11 protein-coding genes are annotated in these 17,310 nt (G+C 39.8%); 5 read left to right on the top strand and 6 right to left on the bottom strand.

Going from position 1 to position 17,310, the window contains the following annotated elements; genetic code table 11:
• Positions 1 to 317: 317 nt before the first annotated feature.
• Positions 318 to 947 (top strand): M23 family metallopeptidase, encoded by a 630-nt coding sequence (locus L8106_RS21420; protein ID WP_009786546.1) that lies wholly within the window; start codon positions 318 to 320, stop codon positions 945 to 947.
• Positions 948 to 1,039: 92 nt separating this feature from the next.
• Here L8106_RS21420 and L8106_RS21415 read toward each other — a convergent pair whose 3' ends face one another.
• From L8106_RS21415 to L8106_RS21400, 4 genes are all read right to left on the bottom strand, one after another.
• A complete protein-coding gene (locus L8106_RS21415) occupies positions 1,040 to 4,375 on the bottom strand; it encodes a response regulator (protein WP_009786545.1) in 3,336 nt (1,111 codons plus the stop codon).
• 111 nt (positions 4,376 to 4,486) lie between these two features.
• Positions 4,487 to 5,245 (bottom strand): ABC transporter ATP-binding protein, encoded by a 759-nt coding sequence (locus L8106_RS21410; RefSeq protein WP_009786544.1) that lies wholly within the window; start codon positions 5,243 to 5,245, stop codon positions 4,487 to 4,489.
• A gap of 23 nt (positions 5,246 to 5,268) precedes the next feature.
• Complete coding sequence (locus L8106_RS21405; protein ID WP_039896894.1) at positions 5,269 to 6,486, bottom strand: ABC transporter permease; 1,218 nt, start codon at positions 6,484 to 6,486, stop codon at positions 5,269 to 5,271.
• Positions 6,487 to 7,192: 706 nt separating this feature from the next.
• Positions 7,193 to 8,863 (bottom strand): efflux RND transporter periplasmic adaptor subunit, encoded by a 1,671-nt coding sequence (locus tag L8106_RS21400; RefSeq protein ID WP_009786542.1) that lies wholly within the window; start codon positions 8,861 to 8,863, stop codon positions 7,193 to 7,195.
• A gap of 351 nt (positions 8,864 to 9,214) precedes the next feature.
• Here L8106_RS21400 and L8106_RS21395 point away from each other — a divergent pair, with 351 nt between their 5' ends.
• Complete coding sequence (locus tag L8106_RS21395) at positions 9,215 to 9,733, top strand: YqeG family HAD IIIA-type phosphatase (RefSeq protein WP_009786541.1); 519 nt, start codon at positions 9,215 to 9,217, stop codon at positions 9,731 to 9,733.
• 175 nt (positions 9,734 to 9,908) lie between these two features.
• The gene (proB, locus tag L8106_RS21390; RefSeq protein ID WP_009786540.1) at positions 9,909 to 11,033 is read left to right on the top strand and encodes a glutamate 5-kinase; all 1,125 of its coding nucleotides are present in this window, start codon (positions 9,909 to 9,911) and stop codon (positions 11,031 to 11,033) included.
• Positions 11,034 to 11,062: 29 nt separating this feature from the next.
• Here proB and L8106_RS21385 read toward each other — a convergent pair whose 3' ends face one another.
• Positions 11,063 to 12,247 (bottom strand): histidine phosphatase family protein, encoded by a 1,185-nt coding sequence (locus L8106_RS21385; protein ID WP_009786539.1) that lies wholly within the window; start codon positions 12,245 to 12,247, stop codon positions 11,063 to 11,065.
• A gap of 850 nt (positions 12,248 to 13,097) precedes the next feature.
• Here L8106_RS21385 and L8106_RS21380 point away from each other — a divergent pair.
• Positions 13,098 to 13,937: a spherulation-specific family 4 protein gene (locus L8106_RS21380; protein WP_039896893.1), complete on the top strand. Its 840-nt coding sequence runs from the start codon at positions 13,098 to 13,100 to the stop codon at positions 13,935 to 13,937.
• On the opposite strand, the gene L8106_RS21375 is transcribed toward L8106_RS21380, so the two are convergent.
• The gene (locus tag L8106_RS21375; protein ID WP_009786537.1) at positions 13,922 to 15,703 is read right to left on the bottom strand and encodes a hypothetical protein; all 1,782 of its coding nucleotides are present in this window, start codon (positions 15,701 to 15,703) and stop codon (positions 13,922 to 13,924) included. The two genes, L8106_RS21380 and L8106_RS21375, sit on opposite strands and share 16 nt — an antisense overlap.
• A 285-nt stretch (positions 15,704 to 15,988) precedes the next feature.
• Here L8106_RS21375 and galE point away from each other — a divergent pair, with 285 nt between their 5' ends.
• On the top strand, positions 15,989 to 17,215 hold the full coding sequence (gene galE / locus L8106_RS21370; protein WP_039896891.1) for a UDP-glucose 4-epimerase GalE: 1,227 nt from the start codon (positions 15,989 to 15,991) through the stop codon (positions 17,213 to 17,215).
• The last annotated feature ends 95 nt before the right edge of the window (positions 17,216 to 17,310 follow it).

The following is a 17,310-nucleotide window of genomic DNA, read 5'->3' as shown; positions in this document are numbered from 1 at the left end:
ATTCAATCCGGTTGGTTGCCGATTGTCATCGCATTTAATTTCTGGGGTGACAAGCAGACATCAGTTCTCCATTCCACAAACCCGACAGCCCGGAAAATCAATTCCGCCTACTGTCAGCCTGCATATTAACCGTTGCAGAGTTCGGTGGAACGTAAACCAGTAAAAACAGGTGACTGTTACAGGCAAAAGGGAACAGACAAAAGGATCAGGGAACAGGGAATAGAAATCCGATCACAACTGTTACCGCTGACCACCGATTAACTGTCCTCTCTCATCTGTAATCTTTCACCTATCAGAGTGAGGAGTCAAACACACCAATGGTAGAGTCAACACCAAAACGCGCCCAAAACTGGATTAGTCCAAAACGAATTTTGATGTTAGCTGGGTTAATTAGCTTGAGTCTGATGCCGTTTGGATGGCAGAGGCTGGTTAACGCCAGAGAATCTAACACAAATCAAGTCGCAACTGGACTCGATTGGTCGGGGGCGTCTTTCCCGGTGGAAAATTTTCTAGAATATACATCGGGTTTCGGCTATCGTTCCAGTGGGTTTCACTACGGTCTAGACTTAGCAGCCCCGATGGGTAGCTATATTCGCAACTGGTGGACAGGAACCATTGTGGAAGTTTGGGAAGATGGCCGTTGTGGGACAGGAATTGCCATTGATTCGGGACAGTGGACGCATATTTACTGTCATGTTCAAGGACGGGTGGAAAAAAATGCCCAGGGCCGTTATTTTATCGATCACGATGGCGGGATTCAACTCATGGAAGGTCAAGTTGTCCCTGCGGGAACCCGAATTGCCCGAGTGGGTATGACTGGACGCACAACCGGCCCCCATTTACACTGGGGGTTAAAATATGGCGGTCGTTGGGTTGACCCCGGCCAGGTTTTACTCGCGATGTACAACCAACAATCACAACGGGTTTCTAGTCGCCCTAGACAGTGACAAGTCACCCGTGTTTTCGTGTCAGCCTGAGTGAAACGAAGGGTCTCTCAGAGATTCTTCGCGCCACTCACAATGACAAGAAACTCCCCCGGTTAAACTTGAGAGTGTTGACAACGTTGTAAATAGAGTAATGCAGCTTTGTCTTCTGGATTAACCGTTAGAACTTGCTTTAAAATCGCTTCAGCTTGTTGGAATTCTTGGCGATGATATAAGAACACTGCTTGTTCAAAATCTGACTTGGTTTTAATTTTTAAAGCTTGTAGAGATTCGGGATTACTATCATAAATTTCAAACACACCTGCTGCAATATTCTTTCCTTTGACTTTTACCCTATCTAGAAACCGATAACCATAGTTTTGAAAATCACTCAAGCGAGATAAGGTTTTTTCACTAACAATAATTCCCGCACCATAGAGTTTTGTTAACCCTTCCAAACGAGACGCTAAATTTACCGCATCTGCAATCACGGTACTTTCCATGCGTTCCTGTTCTCCAATTGTACCCAACATCAACGTTCCAGTGTGTAAACCAATCCCAATATTAATCGGAAGTTTACCCTGTTTTTGTTGTTCTTGATTGTACAAACTGACTGTTTTTTGCATGGCTACTGCACATTTTACCGCATCTTCAGCCGACTGGGGAAATAATGCCATAATTCCATCCCCAATATATTTATCAATAAAACCGTTATGAGTGCGAATAATCGGACTGACTTGTTTGAGATAACCATTGATAAAATCAAAAGTTTCTTGGGGTGACATCTCCTCAGAAAGTGTTGTAAATGAACGAATATCAGAAAACATCACCGTCATTTCTTTTTGAACATGATCTCCTAATTTGACATCAATTATACTTTCATGTCCTAAAAATCTGAGAAAATCATGGGGAACAAAACGGCCATAAGCATTGTTAATTTTGAGTAGACGAAGATGGGTTTTAATTCGGGCTAATAATTCTTGCTTAGAAAAAGGTTTACTTAAATAATCATTGGCACCTGAACTCAAGCCATCAACTAAATCTGTCACTTGATTTTTAGCAGTTAGCATTAAAATGGGAAGTTCACTATGGAGATATTTTTCTCGGAGTTTCTGACACACTTCATAACCCGTCATCCGAGGCATCATTACATCGAGTAAAATCAAGTCAGGCTTAAATCCTTTTTCGATTAAAGTTAAGGCTTCTAAACCATTTGTGGCTTGAGTAATGGCATAGTTTTGTAGAGAAAGATTGTTAGCAATTACTTGAATATTAACGGGTTCATCATCAACGACTAAGATTTTGAATTCTCCACTATCTTCAATTAAGATTTCGGAAGTATTTTCGAGTTCGAGTTGGGGTTCTGATAGAGAAACATTTGTAGACAGTTTTGAAGGTTGAATCGTTTGATTTTCAGTCGCTTGAATCGGTGATTTTGCTTTGGGTAAGGTGAAGGTAAATTGAGAACCTTCTGCGACTTTTGAACGGACTTCGATAGTGCCGCAGTGTAATTCGACAAGCTGTTTTGTTACGGCTAAACCTAAACCTGTGCCGCTATATTGACGCGCAGTTGAACCGTCTCCTTGTTCAAAAGATGCAAAAATTTGTTCTAATTTATCTTCTGAAATGCCAATTCCAGTATCAGAAATAGTGACGGCAATATAATGATTAGATTCGTCGATAATTTTCTCACAAGCTGTGATTTCTACTGTTCCAGATTCAGTAAATTTAATCGCATTTCCGATTAAGTTATATAAAATTTGTTGTAAACGGTTTTCATCGGCTTCAACTCCGGGTAAATCATCGGGTACAGAATTAATCAGTTTGATATTTTTTTGTCCGACTAGAGACTGAGAGAGAACTAAAACCATATCTAAAACTTCCCATAATCCTAAAGATTTTAGCTGAAGTTCGATAGTATTATGTTTGAGTTTAGAAAAGTCTAAGATATCATTGACTAGCGTTAAAAGTCGTCGCCCGGAATTGGCAATCATCGTTAAATTTTCGGTGGTTTTGGTGGGTAATTTTCCGGTTGCGCCATCAATTAAAGAGTCAGCGAGTCCAATAATTCCGTGTAGAGGTGTTCGCAGTTCATGGGAAGTATTGGCGAGAAATTCGTCTTTGATTTGACTGAGACGTTTGAGTTCAATATTTTGATTTTCTAGAGTGGCGAAAGAGGTTTGTAATTGTTGCGCCATGTAATTAAATATTTTGGCTAATATTCCTAATTCATCTTCCCGATTGATATCAACGGTTTGATCAAATTTTCCTTCTGAAAAAGCGAGGGCTGAATCTTTTAGTTTTAAAATGGGTTGAATAATCCAACGAGCGGTTAAAATAGCTAAAGTAGTGACTAGGATTAATGTAATAATACAAAGAATGATTGTCGTGCGAGTATTGGCATTAATTTGTGCCATGAAATCGGATTCAGGAATCGCCACAATCAGCAACCAATCTAATCCTGATTCTGTTTTCCAGGGAGTCACTTGAATGAATTCTCGTTCATTCCCTAGAGTTAAATACAGTTGTTGAGGGGTTTGTATTTGAGTAAAGTTGCTGATTTTTTGTTGTAACTCTTGCGTGATAGCACGAATTTTTTGATTTGAACTTTCTAAGGCTAAAATCTGCTGAACTTCTTGGTTTTTTTGAATAAAAGATTGAGTTTCACCCGAATTTGCCACCAACATTCCATTCCGTTCTACTATAAAAATGGTTGTGGCTTCACTGAGATTAATTTGATTCAAATATTGACTGATATCTGCAAGGTTTAAATCAACTCCAATTGCTCCAATTAATTGATTATTGGGATTGTAGATAGGATAACTCGCAGAAATCGATAAAATCGGTTTATCTTTCCACTGATAAATTTGACTCCAAACGGGTTTATCTGCTTCAATTACATCAGTATACCAACCTTCATTTCTATGATCTGCATTTTCAATAAAAGTGTTAATATTTTGTTTGTTTCCTTGTTCATCCCGAGTGTAAGAATTCCAGTATAAATTTCCATCTGCGGCTTGGCGGTAAAATTCAGTAATTAAAGGCTGACTATCCCCTTGATTCTTCACTCCGACAAATTGATTGATTTCTAGTCCGCCAAAGTTAATATAACTAACATTAAACACCTCAACTTGTTTGGCAAAATATAAACCCAGTGTTGATAAATCATCTAAATTAACTAATCCTAACTGAATTGCATCTTGATTAATTTGATTAATTTGTTGGGGAATGGTAAAATAATTATCGAGGAACAGTTGTATACGAGAGTTGGCTTGTTCTTGTAATTCAATGGCTAACTTATTAACCGCTTCTTGACCATTTTTAAAAGAAAACCATCCGACTAATCCCACAGCACCGACAATCTGCAAAACAAAAGGCACAACTAACAGCGTTTTTAAGGGAATTTTCGCCGAAAGTTGAGCGAGGGATTGATTGAGCGATTTAATCAACATTCAATAGACCCTGATAATCTAAATAGAGGGGACTGTGGGTAAATGACCTCAGTTATCTCCCCCTTGTGGTCTATTATGCCTGATTTTTAAGTGAGGATTTATTTAATTTATTTAAAATGTGGCTTCATGTAAATCTTCTGGGGTGAGATGAGAGTGAATGACTTCACCATCACGAAACCAAACAATACGACGAGTTTGGCGGGCGACTTCGGGTTCATGCGTCACCATCATCACCGTCATTCCACTGGCGTTAAGTTCAGTAAAAATATCCATCACTTCTTGGGTGGTTTTCGAGTCTAACGCCCCCGTTGGTTCATCTGCTAATAATAACACAGGACGATTCACAATTGCACGCGCAATTGCCACCCGTTGTTGTTGTCCTCCTGAGAGTTGATTAGGTTTATTTTGAATGCGATTTTCAAGCCCAACTCGAATTAAAGCTTCTGTCGCCCGTTGGCGACGTTCACCTGTCGGAACTCCTGCATAAAGCATCGGTAACATCACATTATCGAGGGCAGTTAATTGGGCTAAAAGATGAAATTGTTGGAAAACAAATCCTATTTTAATATTCCTAATTTTGGCTAAATCTTGTTCAGACATTTGAGCAACATTCACCCCATCCAGATAATAGGAACCTGTACTCGGACGGTCTAAGCAACCCACAATATTCATTACTGTAGATTTACCCGAACCTGAAGCCCCCATAATTGAACAATATTCACCCTGTTCAACCGTGAGACTCACGCCTTTTAACGCTTGAACTTCTATCTCGCCCATTCCATAAACTTTTTTGATATTTTCAAGTTTAACAATTATTTTTTTTGAGGGCGGTTGCTGATGATTTTGTAAGGGAGAAAGAGAAGTTTTCATATTGTTTTATTGATTGGTTTAATTTATGCACTTCTTAAGGCAACAATGGGATCAAGTTTGGCTGCACGTTGAGCCGGAATTACCCCAAAAAACAAGCCAATTCCACCCGAAATACTCACGGTAACTGCAATTGTAACCGGAGAAATTCCCGCCGATAAAGGCGTAACAGCAGCGACTAAAAACACCCCACCGACGCCAATAGCAGTTCCGAGCAATCCTCCTGCGGCAGAAAGAATGACTGCTTCTATGATAAACTGAGCGAGGATATCTTGCTGAGAAGCTCCAATTGCTTTTCGCAAGCCAATTTCTTGAGTGCGTTCGGTGACAGAAACCAGCATAATATTCATAATACCAATTCCGCCGACAAATAGGGAAATTGCTGCTGTTGCGGCTAACACTAATGTTAACGCTCCGGTAATTTGTCCTAATGTATTCATCAGGTCTTTTTGGTTGCGAACGGTAAAATCATCTTCATCGGTAATTTTGTGTCGAAGTCGCAGCAAATTTTCAATCTGAAATTGAGCCGCTTTCATACTCTCTGGATTTTTAATAGAAACAGAAATAAAGGTTACTTGAGTTCCATAAGGTGAAGTTTCTCCGACAATCCGATTAGCCATTGTTGTAATCGGAATAAAGACATTCATATCCTGATTTGTGCCAAATGTTGAACCCTTAGCTTGCATGACTCCAACAACTTGTAAACTCGTATCTTTGAGGCGAACTTGTTTTCCGATGGGATCTTCATTTCCAAACAATTGTTCAGCAATTTCTGAACCTAATACGACTATTTGTTCATTTCTTTTTAAGTCTAAATCACTCATAAATCTTCCCCTCGCGATATCAAAACTTCGCACAGAAAGATATTCAGGAGTCGCCCCAATTAAAGACGCAGACGCATTTTTTCCGCGATATGTGATCAGTTCACTTCCGTTTAAAGAAGGTGCAACTTCATCAACAACAGGAACTTGTTCAGCAATGGCTTCTGCATCGGCTAAAACCAGAGTTTGAGGGGGATAAACGGGGCGACTTTGGGCTTCTGGACTCCCTGGAATGATAAATAAAACATTAGGCCCCAAAGAGTTGACTTGATCATTTACAAAGCTTTGAGCGCCTTCTCCGATGCCAATCATTCCAATAACAGAAGCATTCCCAATGATAATTCCAAGCATCGTTAAACTACTTCGCATTTTATTGGCGAGTAGGGTTGTAGATGCCATTTTTATGTGTTCGAGAAAGTTCATTTTGTAACGGATGGGTTAATTGTGGGTTTTAAGGTTGATGTTTTTGGAAACGGATGGGTTAACTTTGGGTGCGTTGAGATGATCTATCCGTTTTACTCTTGGCATTAGTTTAATGATCTCCGCCTAAGTTTAATCCGTTACCAGTGGGTTTTTAAGGTTGATGTTTTTGGAAACGGATGGGTTAACTTTGGGTGCGTTGAGATGATCTATCCGTTTTACTCTTGGCATTAGTTTAATGATCTCCGCCTAAGTTTAATCCGTTACCAGTGGGTTTTTAAGGTTGATGCTTTTGTAACGGATGGGTTAACTTTGGGTGCGTTGAGATGATCTATCCGTTTTACTCTTGGCATTAGTTTAATGATCTCCGCCTAAGTTTAATCCGTTACCAGTGGTTTTTAAGGTTGATGTTTTTGTAACGGATGGGTTAACTTTGGGTGCGTTGAGATGATCTATCCGTTTTACTCTTGGCATTAGTTTAATGATCTCCGCCTAAGTTTAATCCGTTACCAGTGGGTTTTTAAGGTTGATGCTTTTGTAACGGATGGGTTAACTTTGGGTGCGTTGAGATGATCTATCCGTTTTACTCTTGGCATTAGTTTAATGATCTCCGCCTAAGTTTAATCCGTTACCAGTGGTTTTTAAGGTTGATGTTTTTGGAAACGGATGGGTTAGTTTGTTGTAGTCTAGCCAATAGAGGTTAGTTAATTTATTTGATGATGTCTTCTAGTTTTTTACCTTCGGGTAACTCAATAAATACGCGATCTCCGGCTTCAATCCCTTCTAGAATTTGAATTTGATTGCCAATGGTTGAACCGATTGTTACGGGATGAAATCGGGGTTGATTTTGTTCATCAGGAAGTAAAACTCCGGTTTCTCCTTTGTTGGTAACAATTGCCACGGTTGGCACCACCAAGGCATTATTGAGTTTATCCCCAATAAACTTTAAATCAACATTCATCCCGGACTGAAGTAAATCTTTCCCCGTGATGATTTCAACTCGGGCTTGAAACAGGGTAACATCTCGTTCCTTTACCGCTTCTGGTGCGATCAATTGTACCCGTCCTTCAAAGACTTGATCAGGGTAAGAATCGGCAATAATTTCGACCTTTTGATTCGGTTGAATTCGACCAATATCTGTTTCGGGAATTTTCGCCAAGACTTCTAAATCTTTTGCCAAAGCCACTATCGAAGCTGATGTTGCTGAAGTCGCATCAGATGCCGATGTTGCAGGTGTCACAAACGCCCCTTCGACTGCATAACGTTGAGCAATAACCCCCGAAAAGGGAGCGCGAACATTTGCATCTTCTAACTGGGTTTGGTAGTAACGAACTTGCGCTTGAGCTTCTCGAACTTCGGCTTGGGCGGCGGCGATTTCTTCCGGGCGAGTTCCATTAATTAACTCATTCAAATTACTGCGAACTTCTGCAACTTCTGCGGTCGCTGCGGCAATGTCTTCAACCCGAGCGCCATTTTTTAATTGTCGCAAAGCTTGACGTTCCTGTTCTACTGTAGCTTCGAGTCTATCAACTTGACTTCGCTGACTTTGTTTAAGTTGTTCAATGCGTCTTTTGGCTTCATTAACGACAGCACTCAGTCGGCGTTCATTTTGCAAATATTCCTCTAAACTATCTTCAGAAACCGCCCCTTGATTTCTCAAGCTTTGATAGCGACGCACCCGTTCACTGGCGAGTTCGAGATCCGCTTGACTTGCCGTTAGTCGAGACTCAGCCTGAGCAATTTCATCATCCAAACTTCCCGAACGTGCATCCGCTAACCTGGCTTCGGCTTCATTGAGTTTAGCTTGAGCGACCGCAACTTCCTCAGGACGGGTTCCGGCTTCGAGTTCAGCTAAATTGGCTAAAACCCGATCCAACTGGGCTTGAGCGGTCGTAATTGCTTCGGGACGGCTTCCCGTTTGTAACTTGTTCAGGTTCGCTCTCACCCGTGCTAACCCCGCTTCGGCTTGTAACACTTGCGCTTCTATTTCTCTGCTTTCCATACGAGCAATCACTTGACCCGCTTCGACATAATCCCCTTGTTCGACAAACAGTTCAGATAGACGTCCTTGCGTTTTCGGGCTGAGGTTAACCCGTCGTACAGGTTGAACAACACCACTGGCGGTAATCCGCACCGTTAAATCCTGAGTTTTTACAGGAACGGTGAGGGTTTCAATCATCTCTGGTTTAAGCTGGGCGCGGTTCTGAGCTAAATACACAGCAAAAGGAACCGTGAGTAAACCTGTAGCCAATAGCCCCAGTAGGAAGCGTTTAAAGCGATGTGTTTTGGGTTTTTGCGGAATCGGTTGTTCAGCAACGCTAGGCTCGATTTCACCTTTACCGTTGTGTTTGTAGGTTTCTTCTTTCGGACTCGATAACATATATTGTTTCACCCTCCAATAGTAATTACATTAGGAGTAGAGGGTATAATCAACAGCATCCTCTCTCTATCTTGATCTTAACGATTTCAGGACGATCTGCTGAGTGGAACTATCCACATCCTCAAGTGTCAATGGGGTAGCGTTGGGCCTAGATCTCGAACCTCAGCGGTGATCACGAAGAACAATCAATTTCAACTGCGATCTGCTCAGAGAATCATCCACTTTGTAAAATGTCACACCCACGCGGAGGCTGGACGCATCGCACTCGTCAGAACTGTTGACGGTAAACCTGGTTATCTAGAGGGATCAATTTTCAGCTATGATAAAAAAGCTAAAATTTCTGAGTAGTTTATGACTTGGGGGAACTTGTTACAACCTGATTTAATATTAGGTGATTCCGTGATTGGCTTGAAACCAGAGATCCTAGAGCAAAATCGCTTGCGAGGGCTGATCCTAGATGTTGATGAAACGTTGGTTCCGATTACTCGCTCTCAAGTGTCTGAGGAACTTCATCAGTGGATTGAAACGATTCGACCTCTCGTGAGTGTGTGGTTGGTGAGTAACAATATCAGTCAACCTCGAATTAGCGCGATTGGCCAAGCTTTGAATTTGCCTTACATTAGTGGAGCAGGTAAACCGTCTCGACGTAAAGTTAGACGGGCTATCGATGCGATGAATTTGCCGATTTCCCAAATTGGTATGGTTGGCGATCGCTTATTTACCGATGTATTAGCCGGAAATCGCTTGGGAATGTTTACGATTTTGGTTGAACCGATGCTAGATTCTACACCCGGAAGTACACTGTATTCGATGCGATCGCTAGAAGTGTGGCTTTCTAATATTTTGGGGGCGTCTCTCAAGCTTGATTAAATGAATGTTGATCAGGGTAGTGATTGGTTTGATGGACTCAATTGGAAAAAAATGTTAATAAAACTGAGGTTGTCATCCAACAGAAAATAAAGATTATTCATTCGCTTTAAATAATCCCCAAACCGAAAGAGTTAGAACAACAATAAAGCCCGATTTTTACGCTTTACAAACTCCTATGTCTCAAACAATAGTTGTTAAAATTGGCACCTCTAGTTTAACTCAAGTCAAAACAGGTCACTTAGCATTATCGACCTTAGCAACATTAGTCGAGACGCTGACTCATCTACGCCAAAAAGGAGAACAAGTGGTCTTAGTTTCTTCGGGTGCTGTAGGAGTCGGTTGCGATCGCTTAGGACTGAGTGAACGACCTCGCACGATTACCCTCAAACAAGCGGTAGCAGCAGTCGGTCAAGGGCGTTTAATGCGGGTTTATGATGATTTATTTACTTGTTTAAATCAACCCATTGCTCAAGTTCTCCTGACTCGTGGTGATCTGATTCAACGCAGTGGTTATGTTAATGCTTATAACACCTTTCAACAACTTTTAAAACTGGGTGTTATTCCCATTGTAAATGAAAATGATACCGTTGCGGTTGATGAACTCAAATTTGGAGATAATGACACCCTTTCTGCGTTAGTGGCGAGTTTAGTCGAAGCAGACTGGCTATTTTTATTAACTGATGTTGATCAACTGTATTCAGCCGACCCCCGTGATAATCCTAATGCACAACCGATTGATTTAGTCACTCATATCGAACAACTTCAAGACCTACAAATCCAAACCGGAGACTCGCGCAGTGGTTGGGGAACAGGAGGAATGATTACAAAAATAGAAGCGGCTAGAATTGCTACCAGTTCAGGAGTTAGAACTGTAATTACAGAGGGAAAATCCCCTCAAAATTTAGAAAAAATTCTAGACGGTGCAACCATAGGAACCCATTTTGCAGCCCAAGCAAGACCTGTTAATGCTCGTAAACATTGGATTGCAAATGTGTTAATTCCGATGGGAAAACTCTATTTAGATGAGGGTGCAGTACGAGCAATTGGTCAACAGGGAAAGTCTCTCCTGGCGGCTGGAATTACGCAAGTTGAAGGAGAATTTCAAACCCAAGATTCTGTAAAAATTTGTGATTTAGGAGGTCGAGAAATTGCTAGAGGGTTAGTCAATTATAATTGTGCAGAACTCCAAAAAATTAAAGGATATCGTTCCGAAAAAATTCCGGAAGTGTTAGGATACGCCGGAGCAGAAACAGTGATTCATCGAGACAATTTGGTGATTTATAATTCTCCAGAAAGATAATTTATCGGGTGAATAATAGAGCCTCAGACCTACAGATAACAGCGATAATTCAGCGTTTGAATTGTTGCCGGATGTTCAAATGGATAGTATATAGAATGAATCGTTCCGGGGTCTAATTGCCAATTTTGGACTTGATTTAAACTTAAATTGAGAACTTGACTCAAAAAGTGTTTGATAATCAAATCATCGACAATCACTAAACCTGTTCGTATTTTTTTATCCTGTTTAAAAGCCGAAGCAAATTGATTTCGTTCTTGAATCTTTTTTTCCCATGCTTGTAACAAATCATCTTTTAAAACTTGAAACTGCATAACATTGGGATGATAACGAAGAATTTGATCGGATATAATTTGAGAGTTATTTAAAATTTGACTTAAACAAAAATCAATTGAAACCGCTTGAAGCTGTTCAGAGATTTTTTTGATTTGTTGAGGATTCTGATTTGAAGCGGAAACAAACAGTAAACGTAATCCTTGTTTTTCAACTTCGATTTGAGGTAAACTTTCACATAAATGAGCGGTCATATTAATAGCCTTTAATTCTCCAGGGTTGAGACGATTTTGCGGAAACTTTAAAATACTAATACCACAACTTGATTGCTGACTGCTATGAAACAAACTAGCTTCAATACCCAAAGCCGTATTAATTAAAGCCCGATTTTTATTAGAATGACCGATCACTAAAATGGTTTGACCTTGATGACGCCTCAGAACAGTTTTCCAAAACTTTTTAGAGTGTTGATAAAGATCTAACACCTGAGAATGAGAGGCTTTAACTAGGCTACAAACTGCCGATTTTTTGGGGCTTTTCGCTGCTTTTGTAGAGGAGGAAACTTCCATCTGAAATTCAGAGGAAAATTCTTTTCTAACCTTTTGTAAGGGTAAATCTGGACAAGCCGAAAGATCAATTTCTTCTAAATCTTCAGACTGACGCATTTGAGGTAAAGTTTCACCCGTTTGACTAAAAGCCCCTAAAATTTCAATGGCAGTCTGTTGAGTCGGTTTGAGTGGGCTAGTATAAATCGCACTAATATTTGATTTTTTTAATGCTAAACCGGTTAAAGAAGCATGGTCACGACCTTTTTCTGTTAATACATCCTCATCACAGTTTCCTGAATCATAACCTGGAAGATCGGAAAGACTCTCACCGTGACGAACTAAAATTACCGTTGTTTCATGACTGAGGCGACGAGGAACATTAACAGGTAAACGCATAAAAGGCTTCTCCCGGTTTGAATAGTAGAATGAGTTGCAGTTGTTGGAAAAATTTAATACTCTGACACCCAGTAGAAAGAGAGTAGGGGTACAGCAGTCGCCATACCCTTACAGTATTCAGTGTTAGCACTGAGGATAAGGAAGCGCGTGTATAGAGTTATAGGGTTTCTCTAGTAAACTTTTCGCAACCGAGAGAAAAAATTTTGGGGGATGTATCGCGTTAGGTGACTAAAACGCCCCTATACCTAAGTAGTCGGAGATATCGATTTGACACTCCCACGCCGTAAACGGCGGGGATTCTTGGTTCAGCGAGTCCACTTAATACAAATAGGGCGACCTATCTATACCAGAGATGGACTCTCCTCAAGCGTTTTGCTCCATTTCATCAGCCTGTTTGGGTATGCCCTACCCTACAGTTCAAAACCTAAAATCTTGGTTTCTCTGTACTTGTTGCTTGAAGCTTTTACCCGTACAAGCTTTCCTATACGGAACCCCATAACTTCAGTGCGTCAAGGTGCGCTGCCTTTTCGGCGACTGGGTTTTTAGTGTGGTTGATTACCCTTTCCACAAAAGAAAGTTTAGCAGAAAGCCGTCAATCACGGACGGGGCTTGTATCCCAATTTTTTCGGTCATCTGGAAGTTGCGTTAGGTTCACGAAAAGCCAAAAAATATAGAAGTCGCTACTGGAAATTAGAACACCCACAATTTTGTCAAGTCTAAGTCTAGCAAAAATTTGACTTCTGACCTAACGACTTCTGCTATACAATTGCTATACAATGGTACCCAGCACAGGGTTGACTCCAAGATGTTTCTCCGCTTATGCTTCCCCATAACCCATTTAAAGTGAGAAATGTCTAAATTGAAATCCAAAATTAGTAACTTTACTCTGATATTTCTATTGTCATCATTATTAGTGGTTTGTTCAGCCAAACAACCCGAAAATACGACTAACATCCAATTGCTCATTCCCTTGTATTCTTATCCAACTTGGTATAATCAAGACACTTATTTTTGGCCTGAAGTTGTCAAAACTGCTAAAAAAGTACCTACTACTGTCATTATTAATCCGAATAATGGTCCGGGTGGAGGTCCGCCCAATCAGGATTATACCAAAGGTCTTGAAGACCTCCGCAAAGCAAATATGAATATTTTAGGATATGTTGCGACTAACTATGGAAAGCGCAATATTGCAGAAGTGAAAGCAGATATTGATCTCTACAATACTGATTACAATCTCGAAGGTATTTTCTTAGATGAAGCCGCGAGTGGATCTGATCAATTAGGCTATTATCAAGAAATCTATAACTATATTAAAGCCCAACCCAATCTCGATACAGTTGTGCTTAATCAAGGTACTCATCCCGACGAAGGTTATCTCACGAAACCCGCAGCAGATATTGCCATTATTTTTGAGAATTATTCTACAGCTTGGCCAGAATATCAACCCTCTGCTTATGTCAGTCATTATGATGCTCAACGTTTTTCTTGCTTGATTCATACCGTACCCGATGCAGCAACGATGAAAAGTCATATTGACAAAGCAGTAGAACGTAATATTCAATATGTATATATTACAGATGATAGTCCAGATAACCCTGACCAAGATCCTTGGAATAGTCTACCTTCTTACTGGCAAGAAGAAGTCAATTATATTCAATCATTAAACTCAAAAACTCAGAGTTCAAAATGATAAATTTTGAGTTGATTATCTTCATAATAAATAGAAGCACCGGGGTGATGTTGCTGATACAGTTCACATAATTTTAAGGCTTCAAATTCTAAACTGGTGCGACCTGCTAAAGAACGATAATAGCGATAGGTGTTATCTGATAAAACTGAATGAGAAATGACTGGCTGCGAGTTCAAAGAGTTTACCGCCAGAGGTTGTTTTTCTACGAACACAAATAAATCTGGTACTTCGTAGGGAAACTGAAAATCATCAATCGTTACTTCCGGTAGATATTGTTTTACAAATTCGGCTAAATCTTCATACCAACCTGCACGGTAATTTTGAGCAAGTTGTTCAGGTGGAGCAACGATTAGCCAACGTTTTATCGGAAATCTTGTCCGTATTTCCAAGCTTTTACGAGCCGCAATTTCATGTTCTAAATAATTAATCTTAGCCGGAGGCGGAAGTAAAAAATTGCAGGAAAAACTAAATAGCAAAATCAAACAAACGATTTCTGAGTTTTGTTTTAAAATTGGTAATAAGAGCCAAGTTATAAATAAAAATAATAAGCCAGTTAGTAAACTTAATCCGACGGGTAATGTCACTAAAAAAACTTGTAAAAAGTCAAACTTTTCTGGGGAAAAAGCAAATAATAAAGCCAAAAATAACCATGTAAATGAAACTAAAACTAATCCTAAAATACGTCCACCCATCACCCCAACTATTCCTATAAAAGCAAGGATCAGGAATGGAGGTGCAGCGATCGCGACCATTACCAAGCAACAACCAGTATTTATCACCGCAGTTTGGCGTTGTTTCCTGAAATAAACCTGAGTACAACAAGCCAGAGAAAGAACTAAAAATAGGGCAGCAATTTCTTGATCACCCACCGCCCACTGTCGAACTAGAGAAAAGTTTAAGCTTCCAATAACAGTTCCCAAAACTTGCTGAAACCAAAGCGGTAAATTTGTAGAAATCTCTAAAGAGGAGGTAAACAGATATGCTCCTAAACTAAACATTCCCACTAAAGCAACAGCACTCTTTTTAGTTAAAGTTTGTAGACTGTAACCCACACTCAACACGACCAAAAACCCAAACATGGGTTCAAGAAAACGGACAACCTGCATCGGATCAACTGAAGCAAGTAGCGACATCACAGCAGCCAAAGCCGAAAATACAGGTAAATATTGAATGGGCTGCCAGTCTCCCGTTAAAAATTGCTGAGTTAGCAGTAAGTTTTGATAGCTTTCTGGAGTTTCTAGGCGCATTTCTAGCAGTGGGTGTTCAAAACGCAGTAATAAAGTGAAAGTCAAAACGACGGTTAGTGCTAGAAAGTTGAGTATTTTTTGGGGACTGTTAATATCTTGAAGACTGATGATAGTTAGCAATTTCTGTTTATATTTACGATAAATGTTCAAGGAACCTCTAAAAATATTTTTCGTGGGTAATCCTTGCTCCAGAACATCCATCAAGAAAAATAGCCAACTCTGAAAAAATGCAGTTATTTTTTTTCGAGCAGTTTTACCCTGGTGATGACACCAAATAAGTAGTAAAAATCCTACATAAAATAGCACCAAGGTTAACCAACCGAACAGATGGAAAGCACTTAGGGTTAAAACTCCTGCTGTGATTGCAAGAACGATTCTAGCGAAGCTGCTAACTATTTTATCTAGCCAGGAGTTGTGAGGAGAGCTATAAAAACTTTGATAAGGCCACCCAAAAAAGAAGATAGCGAGTAGAGTATAGAGCCAAAAAATTGTTATCAAATCTAAGGCTAATGTTTGCATATAGACGATTAAACAACAAATACACCCAAAAAATACATTATAAGCTTATTTAACAAGAAAAGTAAATTAAAGAAATATTAAGCTTCAAAGCTTGTCTAAAAAATAGATAAAATCTTATAACGGCAACATACACCTAGTCAATCTAACCTTAGATAATTCATCAAAGATTTATATAAAAAGATTAATTGATATGTTCTTTGTAAAATTTATCTAGATCGCTTGCCAAATGGATGTTTTTAGAAGCATGATTGTTTACGTGGATATACGGAAGTAATCAGAGTAAAAATGTCAATACTGACAGGGCGTAAAAAGATATTGGTGACGGGAGGAGCAGGTTATATTGGTTCCCATGTCGTTAAACAGTTAGGAAGAGAAATAGGTTACGAAGTCGTAGTATATGACAATCTCTCTACAGGCTCACAAACAGCGGTGCTTTATGGCGAATTAGTTGTAGGAGATTTAGAAGACAAACAAAAATTAGATCAGGTATTTGCCGAACATCAGTTTGATGCAGTCTTGCACTTTGCGGCTAGCATTTCAGTGCCAGAATCAACAGCAAATCCCCTTGCTTACTACGGAAATAACACTCGTAACACCTTAAACTTGCTGCAATGCTGTGAAAAATACGGAGTTAAAAAGCTCGTTTTTTCGAGTACAGCAGCAGTTTATGGCGAAACCGTAGAAAATCCGGTACGGGAGTCAACCCCAACTGCACCCATTAATCCCTACGGTTACTCTAAATTAATGAGTGAACAGATGATTAAAGATTATAGTCAAGCATCTGGATTAAAGTATGTAATTTTGCGCTACTTCAACGTCGCTGGAGCAGACCTCAATGGGCGGATTGGTCAATCTAATAAAAAAGCCAGTCATCTGATTAAAGTTGCGATAGATGCAGCATTAAACAGACGTCAATCTGTGAGCATTTTCGGTACAGATTTTCCCACTCCCGACGGTACAGGAATTCGGGATTACATCCATGTAGAAGATTTAGCCGCAGCTCATCTTGATGCTTTGCGTTATCTACAAGAAGATCATGAAAGTCAGATTTTTAACTGTGGTTATGGTCAGGGTTACAGTGTTAAGGAAGTGTTAGCAAAAGTCAAAGAATTTTCTGGGGTAAATTTCCCCGTCATTGAAATAGAAAGACGCGCAGGAGACCCCGGTTGTGTGATTGCTTGTTCTGATAAAATTCGTCAAATTTTGGGTTGGAAACCTCAATACAACAATCTAGATACTATTGTTAGTAGCGCTCTGAGTTGGGAGTTGAAGTTAATATCTCTCAAAGAATTAGAAATGAATTTACAGCAGACTGTTCCACTGGGTACAATTTTGCTTCAGAAACAATTTATTTCTCAGAATCAATTACAAGTCGCCTTGCAAGAACAAATAAATACCGGGAAAAAGCTGGGAGAAATTCTGTTGATGAAATCTCTAATTTCTGACCAAGTTCTACAAAACTGTTTACAAGAACAAATCAACTTAAGACAAAGAAGCTTATTAGCAAGTTGATTGAATGAATTGAGACAAAACCACAATTTTCGATCCTGAGTTGCTCAATATACCGACCACAAACTCAAGTATTTACTCTTGTCAAAATCCAGTTT

This window comes from Lyngbya sp. PCC 8106, assembly GCF_000169095.1.
Taxonomy (GTDB): domain Bacteria; phylum Cyanobacteriota; class Cyanobacteriia; order Cyanobacteriales; family Microcoleaceae; genus Capilliphycus.
Note: the sequence above shows the minus strand (reverse complement) of the source record. Positions and strands in the feature narration are given on the sequence as shown.

Coding starts and splice junctions, on each gene's coding strand:
- L8106_RS21405 (WP_039896894.1), bottom strand. CDS start 6,486: ATGAACTTTCTCGAACACATAAAAATGGCATCTACAACCCTACTCGCC.
- L8106_RS21385 (WP_009786539.1), bottom strand. CDS start 12,247: ATGCGTTTACCTGTTAATGTTCCTCGTCGCCTCAGTCATGAAACAACG.
- proB (WP_009786540.1), top strand. CDS start 9,909: ATGTCTCAAACAATAGTTGTTAAAATTGGCACCTCTAGTTTAACTCAA.
- galE (WP_039896891.1), top strand. CDS start 15,989: ATGTCAATACTGACAGGGCGTAAAAAGATATTGGTGACGGGAGGAGCA.
- L8106_RS21410 (WP_009786544.1), bottom strand. CDS start 5,245: ATGAAAACTTCTCTTTCTCCCTTACAAAATCATCAGCAACCGCCCTCA.
- L8106_RS21415 (WP_009786545.1), bottom strand. CDS start 4,375: ATGTTGATTAAATCGCTCAATCAATCCCTCGCTCAACTTTCGGCGAAA.
- L8106_RS21395 (WP_009786541.1), top strand. CDS start 9,215: ATGACTTGGGGGAACTTGTTACAACCTGATTTAATATTAGGTGATTCC.
- L8106_RS21380 (WP_039896893.1), top strand. CDS start 13,098: ATGTCTAAATTGAAATCCAAAATTAGTAACTTTACTCTGATATTTCTA.
- L8106_RS21420 (WP_009786546.1), top strand. CDS start 318: ATGGTAGAGTCAACACCAAAACGCGCCCAAAACTGGATTAGTCCAAAA.
- L8106_RS21400 (WP_009786542.1), bottom strand. CDS start 8,863: ATGTTATCGAGTCCGAAAGAAGAAACCTACAAACACAACGGTAAAGGT.
- L8106_RS21375 (WP_009786537.1), bottom strand. CDS start 15,703: ATGCAAACATTAGCCTTAGATTTGATAACAATTTTTTGGCTCTATACT.